Origin of the sequence: Pseudomonas sp. SZ57, assembly GCF_009495975.1 — a bacterium.
Classification (GTDB): domain Bacteria; phylum Pseudomonadota; class Gammaproteobacteria; order Pseudomonadales; family Pseudomonadaceae; genus Aquipseudomonas; species Aquipseudomonas syringae.
This window is the reverse complement of the sequence record NZ_WIBD01000003.1, coordinates 409,743-427,219: the sequence shown is the minus strand read 5'-3', so window position 1 is coordinate 427,219 and position 17,477 is coordinate 409,743. Positions and strand designations below refer to the sequence as shown.

17 protein-coding genes are annotated in these 17,477 nt (G+C 58.2%); 14 read left to right on the top strand and 3 right to left on the bottom strand.

Translation table 11 applies throughout. The annotated features are described in order from the left end of the window. Positions 1-5: 5 nt before the first annotated feature. The 3 genes from GE543_RS05625 to hrpL all read right to left on the bottom strand — a co-directional run bounded on the left by GE543_RS05625 (position 6) and on the right by hrpL (position 3,467). Positions 6-386 (bottom strand): type III secretion system chaperone, encoded by a 381-nt coding sequence (locus GE543_RS05625; protein WP_057458259.1) that lies wholly within the window; start codon positions 384-386, stop codon positions 6-8. 146 nt (positions 387-532) lie between these two features. Beyond that, entirely contained in the window at positions 533-2,839 is a 2,307-nt protein-coding gene (locus tag GE543_RS05620; protein ID WP_178118548.1) for a type III effector HrpK domain-containing protein, read from the bottom strand. A gap of 73 nt (positions 2,840-2,912) precedes the next feature. After that, on the bottom strand, positions 2,913-3,467 hold the full coding sequence (hrpL, locus tag GE543_RS05615) for an RNA polymerase sigma factor HrpL (RefSeq protein WP_032698059.1): 555 nt from the start codon (positions 3,465-3,467) through the stop codon (positions 2,913-2,915). Between the two features lie 241 nt (positions 3,468-3,708). Between hrpL and sctW the strand changes: the two genes are divergently transcribed. From sctW to GE543_RS05545, 14 genes are all read left to right on the top strand, one after another. Beyond that, a complete protein-coding gene (gene sctW, locus GE543_RS05610; RefSeq protein ID WP_178118547.1) occupies positions 3,709-4,815 on the top strand; it encodes a type III secretion system gatekeeper subunit SctW in 1,107 nt (368 codons plus the stop codon). Then, on the top strand, positions 4,815-6,902 hold the full coding sequence (gene sctV, locus GE543_RS05605) for a type III secretion system export apparatus subunit SctV (RefSeq protein WP_003415393.1): 2,088 nt from the start codon (positions 4,815-4,817) through the stop codon (positions 6,900-6,902). Before sctW ends, sctV begins: the two co-directional genes overlap by 1 nt. A 33-nt stretch (positions 6,903-6,935) precedes the next feature. Next, the gene (gene sctD, locus GE543_RS05600) at positions 6,936-7,910 is read left to right on the top strand and encodes a type III secretion system inner membrane ring subunit SctD (protein WP_046266738.1); all 975 of its coding nucleotides are present in this window, start codon (positions 6,936-6,938) and stop codon (positions 7,908-7,910) included. Next, the gene (gene hrcN, locus GE543_RS05595; RefSeq protein WP_046266739.1) at positions 7,907-9,256 is read left to right on the top strand and encodes a type III secretion system ATPase HrcN; all 1,350 of its coding nucleotides are present in this window, start codon (positions 7,907-7,909) and stop codon (positions 9,254-9,256) included. Before sctD ends, hrcN begins: the two co-directional genes overlap by 4 nt. A 2-nt stretch (positions 9,257-9,258) precedes the next feature. Continuing rightward, positions 9,259-9,705: a hypothetical protein gene (locus tag GE543_RS05590; RefSeq protein ID WP_003339800.1), complete on the top strand. Its 447-nt coding sequence runs from the start codon at positions 9,259-9,261 to the stop codon at positions 9,703-9,705. Positions 9,706-9,711: 6 nt separating this feature from the next. Next, on the top strand, positions 9,712-10,284 hold the full coding sequence (hrpP, locus tag GE543_RS05585) for a type III secretion system protein HrpP (protein WP_153220977.1): 573 nt from the start codon (positions 9,712-9,714) through the stop codon (positions 10,282-10,284). After that, positions 10,281-10,997, top strand: a complete 717-nt coding sequence (locus tag GE543_RS05580) for a type III secretion system protein (protein ID WP_153220976.1) — start codon at positions 10,281-10,283, stop codon at positions 10,995-10,997. Before hrpP ends, GE543_RS05580 begins: the two co-directional genes overlap by 4 nt. Then, positions 10,987-11,388 (top strand): FliM/FliN family flagellar motor switch protein, encoded by a 402-nt coding sequence (locus GE543_RS05575; RefSeq protein WP_153220975.1) that lies wholly within the window; start codon positions 10,987-10,989, stop codon positions 11,386-11,388. Before GE543_RS05580 ends, GE543_RS05575 begins: the two co-directional genes overlap by 11 nt. Next, entirely contained in the window at positions 11,385-12,038 is a 654-nt protein-coding gene (sctR, locus tag GE543_RS05570) for a type III secretion system export apparatus subunit SctR (RefSeq protein ID WP_003409078.1), read from the top strand. Before GE543_RS05575 ends, sctR begins: the two co-directional genes overlap by 4 nt. A 7-nt stretch (positions 12,039-12,045) precedes the next feature. Beyond that, a complete protein-coding gene (sctS, locus tag GE543_RS05565) occupies positions 12,046-12,312 on the top strand; it encodes a type III secretion system export apparatus subunit SctS (protein ID WP_003339811.1) in 267 nt (88 codons plus the stop codon). Further along, on the top strand, positions 12,313-13,107 hold the full coding sequence (sctT, locus tag GE543_RS05560) for a type III secretion system export apparatus subunit SctT (RefSeq protein WP_003339813.1): 795 nt from the start codon (positions 12,313-12,315) through the stop codon (positions 13,105-13,107). Further along, positions 13,104-14,183 (top strand): type III secretion system export apparatus subunit SctU, encoded by a 1,080-nt coding sequence (gene sctU / locus GE543_RS05555; protein ID WP_371927097.1) that lies wholly within the window; start codon positions 13,104-13,106, stop codon positions 14,181-14,183. The genes sctT and sctU overlap by 4 nt, the downstream gene beginning before the upstream one ends. 531 nt (positions 14,184-14,714) lie before the next feature. Next, on the top strand, positions 14,715-16,418 hold the full coding sequence (locus GE543_RS05550) for an AAA family ATPase (RefSeq protein ID WP_153220974.1): 1,704 nt from the start codon (positions 14,715-14,717) through the stop codon (positions 16,416-16,418). After that, positions 16,415-17,278 (top strand): HNH endonuclease, encoded by an 864-nt coding sequence (locus tag GE543_RS05545; protein ID WP_153220973.1) that lies wholly within the window; start codon positions 16,415-16,417, stop codon positions 17,276-17,278. The genes GE543_RS05550 and GE543_RS05545 overlap by 4 nt, the downstream gene beginning before the upstream one ends. Positions 17,279-17,477: the final 199 nt, after the last annotated feature.

Sequence of the window (17,477 nt, the reverse complement as noted above, 5' to 3'; positions counted from 1 at the left end):
CTCTTTCAGTGCGCGTCGCGCCACGTTTTTATCCACTCTACAAGTTCAGCGATCGCCTGCTTGAGCGTCACCACACTCACCTTTTCTCTGGGAATTGCCTTAAAGCCGATATACAGCTCGCTGCCTGCATGCCACCCCAACCCGGGTCCATCATTGAACAGAGGGTTAAGTGCGCCACTCAACAAACGCTGCAAGGGAAGATCGGGGGAAATGTCCATCAGTCCGATCAGCAACAGACGCTGGAACACGGGGTCCACGACCACCTTCAGCGCTATCTCTTCATCGACCACCACGTCGCAAGCGCCTGTGTCGTCGAACATCAAAGGTTGCATCGTCAAAGACGTTGATAAGTCGGCAAGAACAGTTTTGTATAATCGGTCAGTCATTAGTACACCTCGGTGTCCTGAACACTGTACGAATGAACGAGGTCGATAAATCACTTCCCCAAGCGGGGTATTAATCATCGAAGTCTGCAAAACAACGCATTCTCGGAACAGGACGGAAGATAAGGTCGCCGCCCTGCTCCATTGCATCAATGCGCCCTGTCAATCCCGAACTGATCCAGCACCGGGTCAACGTTATGATCAAACGCCTTCTGCGCCTTGTGCTTTTTGACTGCGTCGATAATCGCCGAAATACCAAAACCCAACGCCATGGCACCGTCGATGGCCCAGCCGATGACCGGGATTGCAGCACCCAGCGCTGCGCCTGCGGCAAGCCCTGTGGCTTCACCGGCAACCAGACCGACGGCACGGCCGATCATCTGGCCGCCCAGACGACCAAGGCCGGCGGACGCCTCGCGGCCCATCATTTTCGCGCCGGTGTCTATGCCGCCCTTGATTGCCTCCGCGCCCAACCTGGAGCTGTCGATGATGCTCTGAGCCGCGCCCAGCTTGTCACCGCTGGCGAGCCTGTCAGACACTGACGCGAAGCCCATGACCGAGTTGAACGCCTTGCCTCCGATACCTTGCTCGGCGAGCTGCGCGGCCAGCGAAGGGCCGCCCTCTTCATCGGTCTTGCCCTCCAGCAACTTGCGGCCTTTTTTGGAGTTCTGCAGCTCGGACAAGGTGCTGGCCGTGTAGCTCTCACGCTCACCATTAACGAAATCAGCGGGCAGCACGCTTTCATACGCCGCTTTCTGGTTATCTGCGGTTTGCAGAGACTCGCCGGCGTCAGATTTTTTCTGGCCAAGCAGTTGTTTCAGAGCCCCCCCCTCACTGAAGTTGCGCACGTAGGAGTCGGCGATCTTCGTTTGCAGTTCATCAGGCTGGTTGTTGAAGACTTGCTGGGCAGTGGGTACCTGGGCATCCGGAAACAGGTCTTTTTGCAGTTGCAGTTGGGCCGACAAGCCGGTGATGGCGCCGCTGTAATCGGGGTTGGGGTTGTGTTTGTCGACGGCCTTGTCTGCGGTTGCCATGTCGGTTTGCAAGGCCTTTCCGCTGTTGACGTTTTGAGCCTGCTCAGTCACGGCCTTCTGCAGCGCCGAATCGCTGCGAACCAGGCTGCGCTCCTGTTCGGGAATGCTTTTGTTGAGGTACTCCTGAACGTCGGGATCGGCTTGCAACTGAGCGATTCGCTCGTTGAGGCCCGCCTCGGTCTTCTCGGTATTGCGCAAATCTCGCCCGGCTATCACGCTCTGCTGAGTCTGCTGCAACTTGATCATCACAGCGGCCTTCTGCGCGCCGGTGTAAGCCTTGGGCTTCTCGAAAACCTGGGCGTTGAGTTTGCTGATATCGATACCGGCTACCGAATTCAACGTCGCGGCGTCGCTGAGCATGCTGGCGAACTGGCCACCATTTTTGGGGGCGCTCTTTCTGATCCACTCGCTCATATTGGACGCATCGAACACCTGGTCGGGACTATGCGCAGCCTTCTTGCGCCCGGTCAGACCGGCTTCGTCCACCTGACTGAGGAAGCCCGCCTGCGACCACATGTTGGACGACTGTTTGAGCGTACCTGACAACCCGGGGTTACTTTTAATCAGCGCTTTCAGACCCTCGGCGCTGACATTGCCATCGACATCGGTCTTGTCCGCCGCCCCGACGGCATGATGAGGGTCGGCTGCCGTCGCCAACGGCATATTGGCGCGCATCACCGCTGCGCTGCGCACCATTTCAAGGGACTGAGGATCGGCGCCGGGGTTATCTTCCATGTACTTGGCCACGTCCTTGTCGGCATTGTCGGCCGCCTTCTCCATGTTTTTGGCGAACGCCTTGAGGTCTTTGTTGGTGATTTTGCCATCCGCATTACCGCCATCCTTGCCGACGTCCACCGCTGTCTTCAACGCAGGGTTGGCATTGATGAACGCCATCGCCTTTTCGGCGTTGGGGCCATGCTCTCTGGCCATCCAGGCTGCGGCGATGGGCCGGTTGAGTTCTTTGGCGGCCTGCTCGCGCTCTTCGGGCGGCAGGTTGGCAACCATCGGTTCCCAGCGCTTGAGCGCCTCGGGCGAAGAGTATTCGGAGTTATCGAGAAACGCTGCATCGGTAGCGCTCGGCGCATTCGCCGGGTTGGAGGCCGTCGTGGATGCCGAGCTCGCTGTGGCCAAGACCGATGTCATCGGGGACACCTGATCGCTGTCCTGATCGACGCTGGAGGTGCTGTCACTACTGCTGCTGCGAGTCAGCAGACTCATCAGCGATGAGCCGCTTTGCTCGGTTCCCGAAAAGGACGAGGGGCTGTCGTTGGCCTGGCCGAACTGCACAAAAGCCTGACCACCACCTGCGCTGCCCTGCGTAAGCGAGGCTTTGGCCAATGGCGTCTCAGCAGCCAGTTCGCCAGAGGTGGGTTGATTCACGATGCTGCCGAGGGCAGGACTGGGAGAACTGGATATACGCATGGTTGCCATCCAAGTGGTGAGGGATGGCAACTGTGTGGTTTTGCACGCGAGTTGGTTCCAGACAGACGAACACTCAGGCGAACGGGTCTATCTGTTGCTTGAGCTGCACCCGCGCCCGGGACAGCCGGGAGCGGACGGTGCCGATCGGAACGCCGAGCGTGTTGGCGGTTTCCTGATAATTGCCATCCATTTCCAGCGAAACTTCCAGGACCTTCTGCATGTTCGTCGGCAGGCAGTCGATGGCCTCTATGACGCGTGCCAACTGCCGGTGCCCGTCTACCTGATGAGTAATATCGCCGTTCCACTCCAGATCGGTATGGACCTCGTCTTCCCAGCTTTCCTGATAGGGCTGGCGATACATTTTGCGAAAATGATTGCGGATCAGATTCAGCGCAATGCCACACAACCAGGTTTGCGGTTTGCTGGCGTGCTGAAACTTGTGCTCATTGCGTAACGCCTCGAGAAACACGCATTGCAGGATGTCATCCACATCATCGGCGTTCTTCACCCGCTTCTGGATGAACGCCCTGAGCATCTGGACCTGATCGGCCGTCAATTGCCGGATACCGGCGGACGACGATGGTTTGCGTGGTTCGGTTGCATCAAGGATCACAAGATTCGGGAGCATGGGCTTGCCTCAATTGATGGAGTGCAAGTCCTATAGCGATAACCATGCCAGTCCAAAAATAATCATAACCACATGATTTATATAAATATTTTAAAATGTGAAATTCTTTGTAATACATTTTTTTGCGCAACACGATTTTTAGCTCTGCAGCTTTTGGCACAAACGCATGAGCCTTCGGCACCAGGGAACCGAACCGGGCCAACGACCCACTCAGCGGTCACACCAGGCCCAGAATCGTCCTATGAAAATTGTCGCCCCGCCTACATTGCCCATTCGTCCGGTAGCGCCAATCCGCGCCATCACGCCGGCTGTGCGAGCGATTCCCGGCGGCGGGATGCCTGATGAAAAAGGCACCTCGTCACTGCAGGTTTCGCGCTTCGCCGCAGCCCTGGTGCAGCACAGCCGGATACTGCGTGAGCGAGAACTGATCGCGAGCAGGAACGCGCTGCAGTCGCGGGCCGTCAAGCTGGGCGAGCTTTATCAACTGCTGATGAGCGCCAGCGACACCGGGCTGGATAACGCCGCCAGACTGCTGCGCAAAAAACTGCTGCAGGACAACGACGCCGATCTGGAACAGGTTCTGGAATTCGCTGACGGCGACGCTGCCAAGGCTCACGTGGTGTTGCAGGCAGCGCGCAAACAGGCAGAAGACGATGGGGCTGAAGCAGAATATGCAGCGCTGACCCAGACGCTCAAACATCTGCGCCGCCGATTCGGCCCGCGCGCCCGCGCCGGTATCAATACCGCAAGAGCCTTCGGGCGCCAGAACATCGATAACAAGCGCCGCTCGGCCTTGCGCAATCTGTATGGCGTTGCGGTTTCCGGACAACCCAATGTCACGGGCTTGATCGAAGCCTTGATTGGCGAGCAGCAGGAACCCGGCGAGTTCGACCTGAACCTGCGCGACATGCGCATCGCCATCGCCGACGATCTTTCGGCGATTACCCCGTCGGCTTCCCATGAACAACTGCGCACGCTGATGCATGGCCTGACCACCGCGCGACATGTCACTACGCTGTTGCGCGGCTGCGAACACCTGCTGGGGCGCATGCGTAAAAAGAATCCGAAACTGACGGTGGACCCACCGGCCTTCCTCAAACACATGCTGACCCTGACGGCCAATGGCATGAATGTGAATCAGACCTTGCAACTGACCCAGCACATCGGGGGCAACAGGCTCGAACACCAACTGGCGTTTCTCAATGGCCTGCGGCCGATGCTGATGCAGTTGCCGATCCTGCTCTGGCGGGACCTGAAAAGCCGTCAGGCCGCGCTGAATAATCTACTCACGCTGATGGCCGAGCTTACGCATAAGGAACAGAAGCAACTATACGAGGGGCTTGCCTGATGAACCGGGTCATCAACTTTCTGAACATGGTCGCGCTGTCGGCCATGCGCCGCTCGGAACTGGTCGGTGCGTTTTTTGTGATCGCCATCGTGTTCATGATGATCACGCCGCTGCCCACCGGGTTGATCGACGTGCTGATCGCCGTGAACATCTGTATTTCCTGCCTGCTGATCATGCTGGCGATGCACCTGCCCAGGCCACTGGCGTTCTCCACCTTCCCTGCCGTGCTGCTGCTGACCACGATGTTTCGCCTGGCCTTGTCGGTGTCCACCACGCGGCTGATTCTGCTCAACCAGGACGCCGGGCACATCGTCGAGGCGTTCGGGCAGTTCGTGGTGGGCGGTAACCTGGCGGTGGGTCTGGTGATCTTCCTGATCCTGACGGTGGTCAACTTTCTGGTGATCACCAAAGGCTCGGAACGGGTCGCCGAAGTCGGTGCGCGTTTTACTCTGGACGCGATGCCCGGCAAGCAGATGTCCATCGACAGTGACCTGCGCGCCAACCTGATCACCGTCCACGAGGCCCGCAAACGACGCGCCGAACTGAACAAGGAAAGCCAGTTGTTCGGTGCGATGGACGGCGCCATGAAGTTCGTCAACGGCGATGCGATCGCCAGCCTGATCATTGTGGCCATCAACATGATCGGCGGCATTTCCATCGGCGTGCTGCAGCACAACATGGCGGCGGGCGACGCCTTGCAGCTGTATACCGTGCTGACCATCGGTGACGGCCTGATCGCCCAGATTCCGGCGCTGCTTATCTCCGTCACCAGCGGCATGATCATCACCCGCGTGCCCAACACCGAGGCAGGTGTGGAAGCCAACATCGGCCGCGAGATCGCCGAGCAGATTACCAGTCAGCCCAAGGCCTGGATCATCGCCTCGGTGGCCATGCTCGGCTTCGCTGCCCTGCCGGGAATGCCGACCGGTGTTTTCATCACCATCGCGATCATCTGCGGTGCCGGTGGACTGCTGCAGTTGCAACGGGCAAAACCCAAGGCCGATGAGCAACGTACAGCCACTGTGGCACCAGAAATGAACGGCAAGGAGGACCTGCGTACCTTTTCGCCCAGCCGCCAGTTTGTGCTGCAATTCCACCCCGGTCAGGACAGCGCGCAGATCGAAGCGCTGGTCAGCGAAATACGCAAGCGCCGCAACCGTCTGGTGGTGCAGTACGGCCTGACCCTGCCTTCGTTCATCATCGAGCATGTCGATGACATTGCCCCGGACGAGTTTCGCTTCACCGTCTATGACGTACCGATGCTCAAGGCCACCTTCACGCAGAGCCATGTCGCCGTGGAAGCGCGCCAGCTGGAAGGCGAAAACCTTCCGGCGGCCATCCCGGGCAATACCGACCGCCAGGAAGATCAATGGGTCTGGCTGCCGGCCGAGCAGTCCGGCGAATTGAACCCGGTCAGTTCCACGACCCTGATCATCGAACGCATGGAGCGCACATTGCAGTCCTGCGCGCCGCAGTTCATCGGCTTGCAGGAAACCAAAGCCATCCTCGGCTGGCTGGAGTCCGAGCAACCGGAACTCGCTCAGGAAATGCAGCGGGTCCTCACCCTGACGCGCTTCTCGGCCGTCCTGCAACGCCTGGCCTCGGAGCGTGTGCCGCTGCGGGCGATCCGGGTCATTGCCGAAACCCTGATCGAGCACTGTCAGCATGAACGCGATACCAATGTGCTGACCGACTATGTGCGCATTGCGCTCAAGTCGCAGATCTACCACCAGTACTGCGGTGCCGAAGGCCTGCAAGTGTGGCTGCTGACGCCGGAAAGCGAGGGGTTATTGCGTGATGGCCTGCGCCAGACGCAAACCGAAACATTCTTCGCGCTGAGCAACGAGATCAGCCAGATGCTCGTGCAACAACTGCACATTGCCTTCCCGGTACGAGCTCCCGAACAGGCGGTTCTGCTGGTGGCACAGGATCTGCGCAGCCCTCTGCGTACCTTGTTGAGGGAGGAGTTCTACCATGTACCCGTACTATCTTTCGCGGAAATCAGCAATGCGGCCAAGGTCAAGGTCATGGGTCGATTCGACCTTGAGGACGATCTCGAGCCACTGGACAACGAGCACGCTGCCTGAGCCTGCAAGGCCTGAACGCACGGAGACTTTCAGATGTTTGAATTACGCGTACTGAACGGCCAGCACCAAGGCGCGGCATTACCGCTGATCGGTGAGCAATGGTCGATTGGCTCTGCCGGGCAACACGATCTGGCGCTGGACGATGCGGGCGTGGAAAGCCTGCATTGCCGCCTGCAACGTGTCGACGACAACTGGACACTGAACGCTGAACAAGGCGCGGTCTGCGACGAACAGGGCAACGCCCGGCCAAGCATCGACCTGACGCTCAATAATGCCTTCATGCTGGGTTCGGTGTGGCTGTGCGTTTCGCCTGCAGGCGATGAGTGGCCCTCCGTGCCCGTCGTGATCCCCAAGCAGCCCGAGGCCGAATCCGGGCCGGCACACAACGACGTGCCGCTGGAGAAGGTCAAGTCCCGCTCGCAATTTCTCAACCGCACCACGGGCATCATCGCCGGGCTGCTGGTGGGCGTCATCGGCAGCGCCTGGAGCCTGACCCGCCCACCCGCTATTGCGATGGATCAGAGCCCGGCTCACTTGGCGGCCGCCACGACAGAGGCCTCGCCCGATACACCCAAGGCGCCAGCCAGGGCTGCAAACCCTGTGACCGACAACCGCATACGCCTGAGCAGCGCAGATGCCGTCCGCCACCAGTTGAGCACCATGCTCAGCGACCGCTTGCTGACTGACGTAAGCGTGGAAGAGACGCCCGACGGGCTGGTCCTCAACGGCGATCTGAAAGAAGAATCGCTACTGGTCTACCAGCGCATGCTTCAGCGCTTCAAGGCCCTGTACGACTCGCCGGTCACCGTCCTGGACAACGTGGGCAGCAATCGCAACACCCTGCCCTTTGTGGTGGTTCAGATCATGACCGGGCCGCATGCGCATCTGGTGACTGCCGACGGTCGACGGGTTTACGTAGGTGACGAAGTGGATGGCCTGCGCCTCACCCGAATCGACAATCAGCGTCTGCAATTCGACGGTAATCGCCACGTCGAGGTGAACTGGTGAATGCAGCACTGAACCTATGGAAAGACGCGCACGCCAGGCGTTTGAGCCAGTACTGCGCGGTGCGCGTCATTGGCCGGGTCAGCGCCGTGCGCGGGATTCTGCTGGAGTGCAAGATTCCATCGGCCAAGGTCGGCGATCTGTGTGAAGTGAGCAAAGCCGACGGCTCGTTGCTGCTGGCCGAAATCGTCGGCTTCACCCAGGAATGCACGCTGCTCAGTGCCTTGGGCCCACCCGACGGTATTCAGGTCGGCGCGCCGATCCGCCCGCTGGGCGTGGCACACCGGATCGGCGTCGATGACAGCCTGCTCGGCTGTGTACTGGACGGTTTCGGGCGCCCGCTGATGGGCGATTGCCTCGGCGCTTTCGCTGGCCCCGAGGACCGCCGCACGACTCTGCCGGTGATCGCCGACGCCCTGCCGCCGACCCAGCGACCGCGCATCACCCGGGCTTTGCCCACCGGGATACGCGCCATCGACAGCGCGATTCTGCTCGGCGAGGGCCAGCGTGTCGGGCTGTTCGCCGGTGCGGGCTGCGGCAAGACCACACTGATGGCCGAACTGGCGCGCAACATGGATTGTGACGTCATCGTTTTCGGCCTGATCGGCGAACGGGGCCGCGAGCTGCGCGAGTTTCTCGACCACGAACTGGACGAAACCCTGCGCCGCCGCTCGGTGCTGGTCTGTGCAACATCCGATCGTTCCAGCATGGAGCGCGCCCGCGCTGCGTTCACCGCGACTGCCATCGCCGAAGCCTTTCGCGCCCGAGGCCAGAAAGTGCTGTTGCTGCTCGACTCGCTGACCCGCTTCGCCCGCGCGCAACGGGAAATCGGCATTGCTTCGGGCGAGCCGCTGGGGCGCGGCGGTCTGCCGCCCTCGGTGTACACCCTGCTGCCACGCCTGGTGGAACGCGCCGGGATGAGCGAGAACGGTTCGATCACTGCGCTTTACACGGTGCTGATCGAACAGGACTCGATGAACGATCCGGTCGCCGACGAAGTACGCTCGCTGCTCGACGGGCACATCGTACTGTCGCGCAAACTGGCCGAGCGCGGGCACTACCCGGCGATCGATGTGTCGGCCAGCATCAGCCGGATTCTGAGCAACGTCACCGGTCGCGAACATCAACGGGCGAACAATCGCCTGCGCCAGTTGCTGGCCGCCTATAAACAAGTGGAAATGCTCCTGCGCCTGGGTGAGTACCAGGCCGGGGCCGACCCGGTCACCGACTGTGCCGTGCAACTGAACGACGCCATAAATGCCTTCCTGCGCCAGGACCTGCGTGAGCCCGTGCCGCTGCAGGAAACCCTGGACAGGCTGCTGCAACTCACCTCTCAACTGCCGGAGTAGTCATGGACGAACCACTGGAAGACGACCCGCAACAGGTCGCTCTGCAGCAGGTGATCGGTCTGCTCACGCCACTGCGCCAACATCGTCAGGCCAGTGCCGAGCGGGCCCATCGCCAGGCGCAGTTGGAACTGAAATCGATGCTCGACCACTTAGCAGAGACAAGGGCGTCGCTGAATCAGGAACGCGACAACCACAAGCGCCGCCGCGAGAGTCTGTCCCATGCGCATTTGCAAAAGACGCTCAGCCTGACTGATGTCGACGGCTGGCACGAAAAGGAAAGAACCATGCTCGACCGCCTGGCTTACATCCGCCAGGACGTGCAGCAACAGCAAATGCGAGTAGCTGAACAACAGGCGTTGCTTGAACAGAAACGGCTGCAAGCCAAGGCGTCTCAGCGCGCGGTCGAGAAACTCGCCTGCATGGAGGAGACGCTCAACGAAGAAGGTTAAGTGACGATGACCGCACCGATCAAAACCCCTGCCAAAGCGCAACCCGCGCCGAGTGCCCCGCCAGCCACCTCGCGCCCCCTGCCTTCGCTGCGTCAGCCCGCCAGGTTCGATGACCAGCCGCCAGCCTTTACCGGGGCGCCTCGGGGCGATGTGCAGAAGGTTCGTTTCGCGCTGAACCGTTCAGTGACCGACAGCCCGATGAGCGCCGACGGCATCTTCTTCTCGCAACTGCTGATACCGCAGGTAGGGGAAGAGCCGGATCAGCAGGGCTTCGGAGGCAGCGGTGTGGCCTTCTCTGCACAGTCCGAAAACGTACCGACTCAGTTGATCGACGAGCTGGCGCAGCGTCTGCCCGATCAGCCGGACGGTCCGCTGGCCTTCAGCCTGCTCATGCCCAATCTGGGCAGCGTGCGGGTCAACGCCAGCAAATCCGAAAACCGCTGGAGCATTCAACTGGGCTTTGGCCGACGTGACGTTCTCAAGCGCTTGCAGGGCCAGGTCGGCGCATGCCGGGAATCGCTGGCGCAGGCGCTTGGTCAGGACGTCGAGCTGGACATGCATGAAGACTTCACAGCATGAGCGCCCTGCGCCTGCGCAAGGTCGACGCTCTGCTGGCGCAAGCCACACGCGCACTTGGCGCCGGACGACGCCTGGGCTTCAGCGCCCGCGGTCAGCACGCCGAACTGAGCCTGCTGCCGCAGCACGAAGACGCGCGGATACCGGCAGACGGTGTCTGGTTGAGTACTGCGGTGGGCCCCTTGTTGCTGAGCGAGGCCGAAGCGTTGCTCAGCCTGCTGGGCGAAGTGCCCTTCACGCTCGGCGGCGAACACCAGGCCTGGTACTGGCAATTATTCAACCAGCGCCTGAGCCCGGTGATCGCCGATCTGCTCGCGCCTGTTGCGCCGTTTTCCGACGCCCCGACCGAGCCGGCCATCGGCTGCCGGGTTCTCATGCGACTGGGCAGCGAACGACTCGATGCCCACCTGCACGCCGCACCCGCCACCCTGCTCAGGCTTCTGGGTTCGGCTGACTGGCAAGTCTTGAATCGTGACGTGGACCAATCCTGGTCGGTGGCGACACCACTGATCGTCGGCGAACTGTCACTGACCCTGGAACAAATCGCCTCGCTACGCCCCGGTGACGTGGTGCTACCCGCCCGCTGCCGGTTCGACAGCGCCGGACAAGGGTCCGTGACACTCGCTGGACGTCAATGGGCGGCCCGCACCGACCAACAGGCCCAGCATCTTTTTCTGCAGCTCAGTCATGAGGAGCACAGTCACCATGAGTACTGAAGATCTGTATCAGGACGACGTCGAGATGCTCGACGATTATGAAGAACCGGTGCCTGAACAGGCTGATCAGCAACAGCATGACGACGAACACGCCGAGCAGGCATTCGGCTATGCGGACAGCGAAGCGGAGCATGAAGAGCAGTCGGGAGACCACAATGAGTCGCCGATGCTCGACTCACTGGAGCTGGACCTGACCTTGCGCTGCGGCGAGCTCAGATTGACCCTTGCCGAATTGCGCCGACTGGACGCCGGAACCATTCTCGAAGTCAGCGGCATCGCGCCAGGCTACGCCACGCTGTGCCATGGCGAGCAGGTGGTTGCCGAAGGCGAGCTGGTCGACGTCGAAGGCCGCCTCGGTTTGCAGATTACCCGGCTGGTGGCGCGCTCATGATCATGGAGGGCGTCAACCCGATCATGCTGGCGCTGTTTCTCGGCTCGCTGTCGCTGATCCCGTTCCTGTTGATCGTCTGCACCGCCTTTCTGAAGATCGCCATGACGCTGCTGATCACCCGCAACGCGATCGGCGTTCAGCAAGTACCGCCGAACATGGCGTTGTATGGCATCGCCCTGGCCGCGACGATGTTCGTCATGGCCCCGGTGGCGCACGACATACAGCAGCGGGTTCATGAACACCCGCTGGAACTGAGCAACGCCGACAAACTGCAGAGCAGCCTCAAAGTTGTCATCGAGCCTCTGCAGCGCTTCATGACACGCAACACCGATCCGGACGTCGTCGCCCACCTGCTGGAAAATACCCAGCGCATGTGGCCCAAGGAAATGGCCGATCAGGCCAATAAAAACGATCTTCTGCTGGCGATCCCGGCCTTTGTGCTGTCGGAATTGCAGGCCGGTTTCGAGATCGGTTTTCTGATCTATATCCCCTTCATCGTCATTGACCTGATTGTCTCCAACCTGTTGCTGGCACTGGGCATGCAGATGGTCTCGCCGATGACACTGTCGCTGCCGCTCAAACTGCTGCTGTTCGTGCTCGTATCGGGCTGGTCGCGTCTGCTCGACAGCCTGTTCTATTCCTACATGTGAGGCGGTCATGGAAGCGTTGGCGTTGTTCAAGCAAGGCATGTTTCTGGTCGTCATCCTGACCGCCCCGCCGCTGGCCGTTGCGGTGCTGGTGGGTGTGGTCACCTCGCTGCTGCAGGCACTCATGCAGATTCAGGATCAGACATTGCCCTTCGGCATCAAACTGGGGGCCGTCGGACTGACCCTGGCCATGACCGGCCGCTGGATCGGCGTCGAGCTGATCCAGTTCATCAATATGGCCTTCGACCTGATTGCCCGCTCCGGGGTCAGCCACTAAATGCCCTTCGACGCGCACAGCGCCTTTCAATTCATGCTGGGCATGGGACTGGCAATGGCACGGCTGATGCCCTGCATGCTGCTGGTGCCAGCCTTTTGCTTCAAATACCTGAAAGGCCCGTTGCGTTATGCCGTCGTGGCGGTGATGGCGATGATCCCGGCACCGGCCATCAGCAAGGCTCTGGAATCCCTCGACGACAACTGGTTCGCAATCGGCGGTCTACTGATCAAGGAAGCGGTACTCGGCACGCTACTGGGGCTTTTGCTGTATGCGCCATTCTGGATGTTCGCCTCGGTGGGCGCACTGCTCGACAGCCAGCGCGGTGCGCTCAGCGGCGGCCAGTTGAACCCGGCGCTGGGCCCTGACGCCACGCCACTGGGCGAATTGTTTCAAGAAACCCTGATCATGCTGGTAATCCTCACCGGGGGGCTGTCGCTGATGACTCAGATCATCTGGGACAGCTACAGCGTCTGGCCTCCGACGGCCTGGATGCCGGGCATGAACGCTGGCGGCCTGGATGTCTTTCTGGAGCAGTTGAACCAGACGATGCAGCACATGCTGCTGTACGCCGCCCCCTTCATCGCGCTGCTGCTGTTGATCGAAGCAGCGTTCGCGATCATCGGCCTGTATGCGCAACAGCTGAACGTTTCGATCCTCGCCATGCCAGCCAAAAGTATGGCCGGCCTCGCTTTTCTGCTGATCTATCTGCCGACGCTGCTGGAACTGGGCACAGGTCAATTGTTGAAGCTGGTTGATCTGAAGTCGCTGCTGACGCTTCTGGTGCAAGTGCCGTGAGCGAAAAAACCGAAAAGGCCACGCCCAAGCAACTGCGCGACGCGCGGGAAAAGGGTCAGGTCGGGCAGAGTCAGGACCTGGGCAAACTGCTGGTGTTGATGGCCGTCAGTGAAATCACTCTGGCCCTGGCTGATGAAAGCGTCAGCCGACTGGAGGCGCTATTGTCGCTGTCCTTTAAAGGCATCGACCGCAGCTTTGCCGCATCGGTCGAGCTGATCGCCAGCGAAGGATTCACCGTACTGCTCAGCTTTACCTTGTGCAGCGTCGGCATAGCGATGCTCATGCGTCTGATCAGCAGCTGGATGCAGATCGGCTTTCTGTTCGCGCCCAAGGCGCTGAAAATCGATCCCAACAAGATCAACCCGTTCTCCCACGCCAAACAGATGTTTTCCGGGCAAAACCTGCTCAACCTGCTGCTCAGTGTGCTCAAGGCCATTGCCATCGGCGCGACGCTGTATGTGCAAGTCAAACCTGTGCTGGGCACCCTGGTGTTGCTGGCCAACAGCGATCTGACGACCTACTGGCATGCCTTGGCCGAGCTGTTCAGGCATATTTTGCGAGTGATACTGGGGCTGCTGCTGGCAATCGCCATGATCGACTTCGCCATGCAGAAATACTTCCATGCGAAGAAACTGCGCATGAGCCACGAAGACATCAAGAAAGAGTACAAGCAGTCGGAAGGCGACCCCCACGTCAAAGGCCATCGTCGGCAACTGGCCCAGGAGATCCTCAATCAGGAGCCCAGCGCTGCGCCCAAGCCGGTGGAAGACGCCGACATGCTGCTGGTCAACCCGACCCACTACGCGGTGGCCCTGTATTACCGACCAGGCGAAACGCCTTTGCCGCTGATTCATTGCAAAGGTGAAGACGAGGAAGCCCTGGCATTGATTGCCCGAGCCAAAAAAGCCGGCATCCCGGTGGTGCAGAGCATCTGGCTGACCCGGACGCTGTACCGCTCCAAGGTCGGCAAATACATCCCCCGCCCCACCCTGCAGGCTGTCGGCCACATCTACAAAGTGGTTCGGCAACTGGACGAAGTCACCGATGAGGTGATTCAGGTTGAAGTCGAGCTGTGATGGCTTATTGTCCACTGACGAACCAAAATGCAGCTGTACTTGTTTACGGCATGTTCGAGCATCTCTGCCATGCCACTGTCCATTAAGCTATCCAGATCCATGAGCATCCCCTCGAGGAGGCCTTCATGACTGACCTCCGCGAAGAACAGGTGTCGCTGACGAATCAAGGAGAAGTGTGGCCAGGTCCATGTAGCGGTAAATCGTTGTATTAGGACTAAGCCCCTCGGGAGCTGTGTATGCCATGAAAGCGCCTTGAATGATTGACAGTGGCTATCCATGCCAGGTGTCGGCGGTGGGTCAGTTGACGTTTGCACAGAGACTCAACCTGGATGATAAAGCGTCGTTCTAATTGGGCTGGACGATGGGCGGAGAGTAAAGGGGTTGTTTGAATACCATTGCGCGCTATGCTGAGAGGTCAGTATAGTCAGCGATGTGGCACCCTATTGATGCATTGCAAAGGGCGTGCAGTGGAACATTGCCACGCGTAGGCTGTTTTAAAGTAGTTGGGAAAATTTTTAAAAGGACTTATGCATGCCAGGGACAGAGTTTTACTTTTCAACCGCACTTAACATTGACAACATTGATGGCATCCATCTACTGCAAGATCACATTGGCACCTATTATTCCAAGGCCTGGGATGACTTTGGTTATATCGTCACCTTTCAGGTCTATCATGTAGAGCATGGCAGGCGCGAGTCCTTGGGGCGCACCAAGTTACTTGCGAAGGGTTATGATGACTCTTCAATTTATTTTTTAACATCCCATGATAAAGTCGGAGACAGCGTTCGAATTACGAAACTGTTGGATCATAAAAAGGTGGTCTCGCTATCATCCGACATTGATTATTATCGTAGGATCCACGCGCTCATTCCCCAGAGGGCAGAAGACTACCTGCGTCAGATTTGTGACGGGAGTTATAATCTGCATGCGTACGGAGATTTTTCAAACTGGGAGGGTTTCGAGCTGTCCCTGTTCAGAGATCGCCTTGCTAAGGCCATCTTAAAAAAAGGCTATCAGATAGCGCTAGGCAGCTATGAAGCGCAGGAACAGTTCTCGTTCAAGCTGGAGGGACTTCCGGATAACTTTGACGCTGTCGAATTTAATTTTGACAACGCCAGGCAGTTAGGTCGTACCAATATCAACTTACTCATTGGCCGGAACGGTGTCGGAAAAAGTCACGTCCTCCGCCACTTGATAGATTTGGTTACGGGAGTGGAAAAACATGCTGAGAGTTGGCCCTTCTTCCATAAAGTCATTGTGGCAGCCTATTCACCCTTTGAGTCGTTCAAAACCGAGGTTGAGCTGTCAAATGCCTTGCCAAACCAAGCCATGGCCCAGACTGACGACAGTCACGAAAGTGATCTGACAGCTAAAGATGAGCAGGAACGGCGCAGGCGACTGGTCAATGAATATGTCTACATTGGTTTCCGTGACCCTGAGGGTAAGTTTTCCCTGACGTGGCCTAAAGAAAGTAGCGCTCGAGCACTCCATCGTATTGTTCAATATGATGCAGATAACGAATGGACTGGCGGTAGCCGTTTCGAGCTGCTGTTTGATACGTTGTCCCACTCCATTGATTTTGATGCAGTTCAAGTTTTCGATTCAGATGATTCGGCGATAGTGCTTAGCCGCACCACGGAAGCGGTACGGCTGAGTCTCGCTACGCGTAAGGATTTTAATTACGCGGCAGGTATCGAATTCCTAAAAGGAGGTAGAACGGTTCCTCTGAGTTCCGGGCAGACCATCTATTCCTACCTGCTGCCGAACTTGGTCGCCGAAGTGGACGAGGAGAGCCTGCTCATCCTTGACGAGCCAGAACTGTATCTCCACCCGTCAATGGAGGTCGGGCTCCTGGATATGCTGAAGCAGTTGCTTGCCGCGACAAAATCCAACGCGATCATTGCTACGCATTCGACGATATTAGCGCGAGAGGTGGAGCGGTCTGCGATTTCGGTGCTGCGAAAGGTAGAGGATAGGACAGATGTTTCGAGACCCAATTTTGAAACATTTGGTCAGACCGTGGAAGTCATCATGGGACTGGCGTTTGATGACTATCAGACGCGCAAGCCCTACGAAGACTCAATTGACGAAGCTGTCGCCGATTGCGCGAGTCCCGAGGAGGCCCTCGAGAAGCTCGGTCCCAAGGTAGGAGACGAGGCACTGGCTTATTTGAGCGGTAAACTTAGCGCGGGTGAGAATGATGTGGATCCTGATATTGAGCGGAGGCCGAAATGAAGGACCTTTCACATCTTCGTACTGGACCGGGTTGCTCCTGGTTTGAATTGGCTATCGGCTCAGCTAAAAAAAAAAATACCGCCATACTTGGATTTATTAAGTATGCCGTTCGCGAGCGCTATGAAGAATTTGACGGATTTATTGAGAACTATCAAACAGCGCCACGAAAAAGCGGGATCTCACTTTCTGGCCACGTACTGATAGACTTTTATGAGCGCCCTCCAGCTGCGTTAAAGACATTGTTAGAGGTTCGCCGTCATGATCATACGCTGGATGAGTGCCCCTATTGTGGATTTCCTCGAGCGCCGGAAACGCTCGACCATTTCTTACCGAAAGAGAGTTGGCCGGAATACTCGATTTTTTCTGATAATCTTGTGCCTCAATGTCGTGACTGCGCTCCAATAAAAGGGGTGAAATATTTTTGTGAACATGAAAATCAGCCGTTCTTTCTTCATCCTATTTATAGCCCTGCGTTGTCGACACTGAGGTTTAAGATTGAGGTAACGGTCGTGAAGGGAAAGCTTGTTTTCTCACCGGCCTTCAGTATTCCAGAAAGTATTACAGATGCTGATGAGAAGAGAATAAGTTTCCACTTAAAAAACCTGCATATCAAGCAGCGAATCGTGGACTACTGCGATGAACAATACCGCCATTGGATCAGGATTGCCCAGAGCAAGCCTTGCGATATAAAATCTATATTTGAGTCCAGGCTCAGCGAACGAGAATGCGATCCATACCCGAATAATTGGGCTACGGCCTTCTATCAAGGTGTTCTTAAAAACCAAAATGCTGTGCGGGAACTCCAACGGCACGTTGTGAGCAAACCGCTGAGGTCCAATGGAGCGCATCGGCTCATTTAGACCCCCACTGGGAGCCTGTCATGTCATTTGCGCAATGGATTAGATCATGCAATGGCTGACGGGCTTACCGTCAGCCCCATCCTGATGGCAGTGCTCGCTACCGGGGTGAAAGCTGTGCAGTATCGATAACCGATCAAGCTCCGCACGACCAGCAACTGCCTGATGTTTTTAGATTGCATCTGCGCAAAAAAAAGACCGC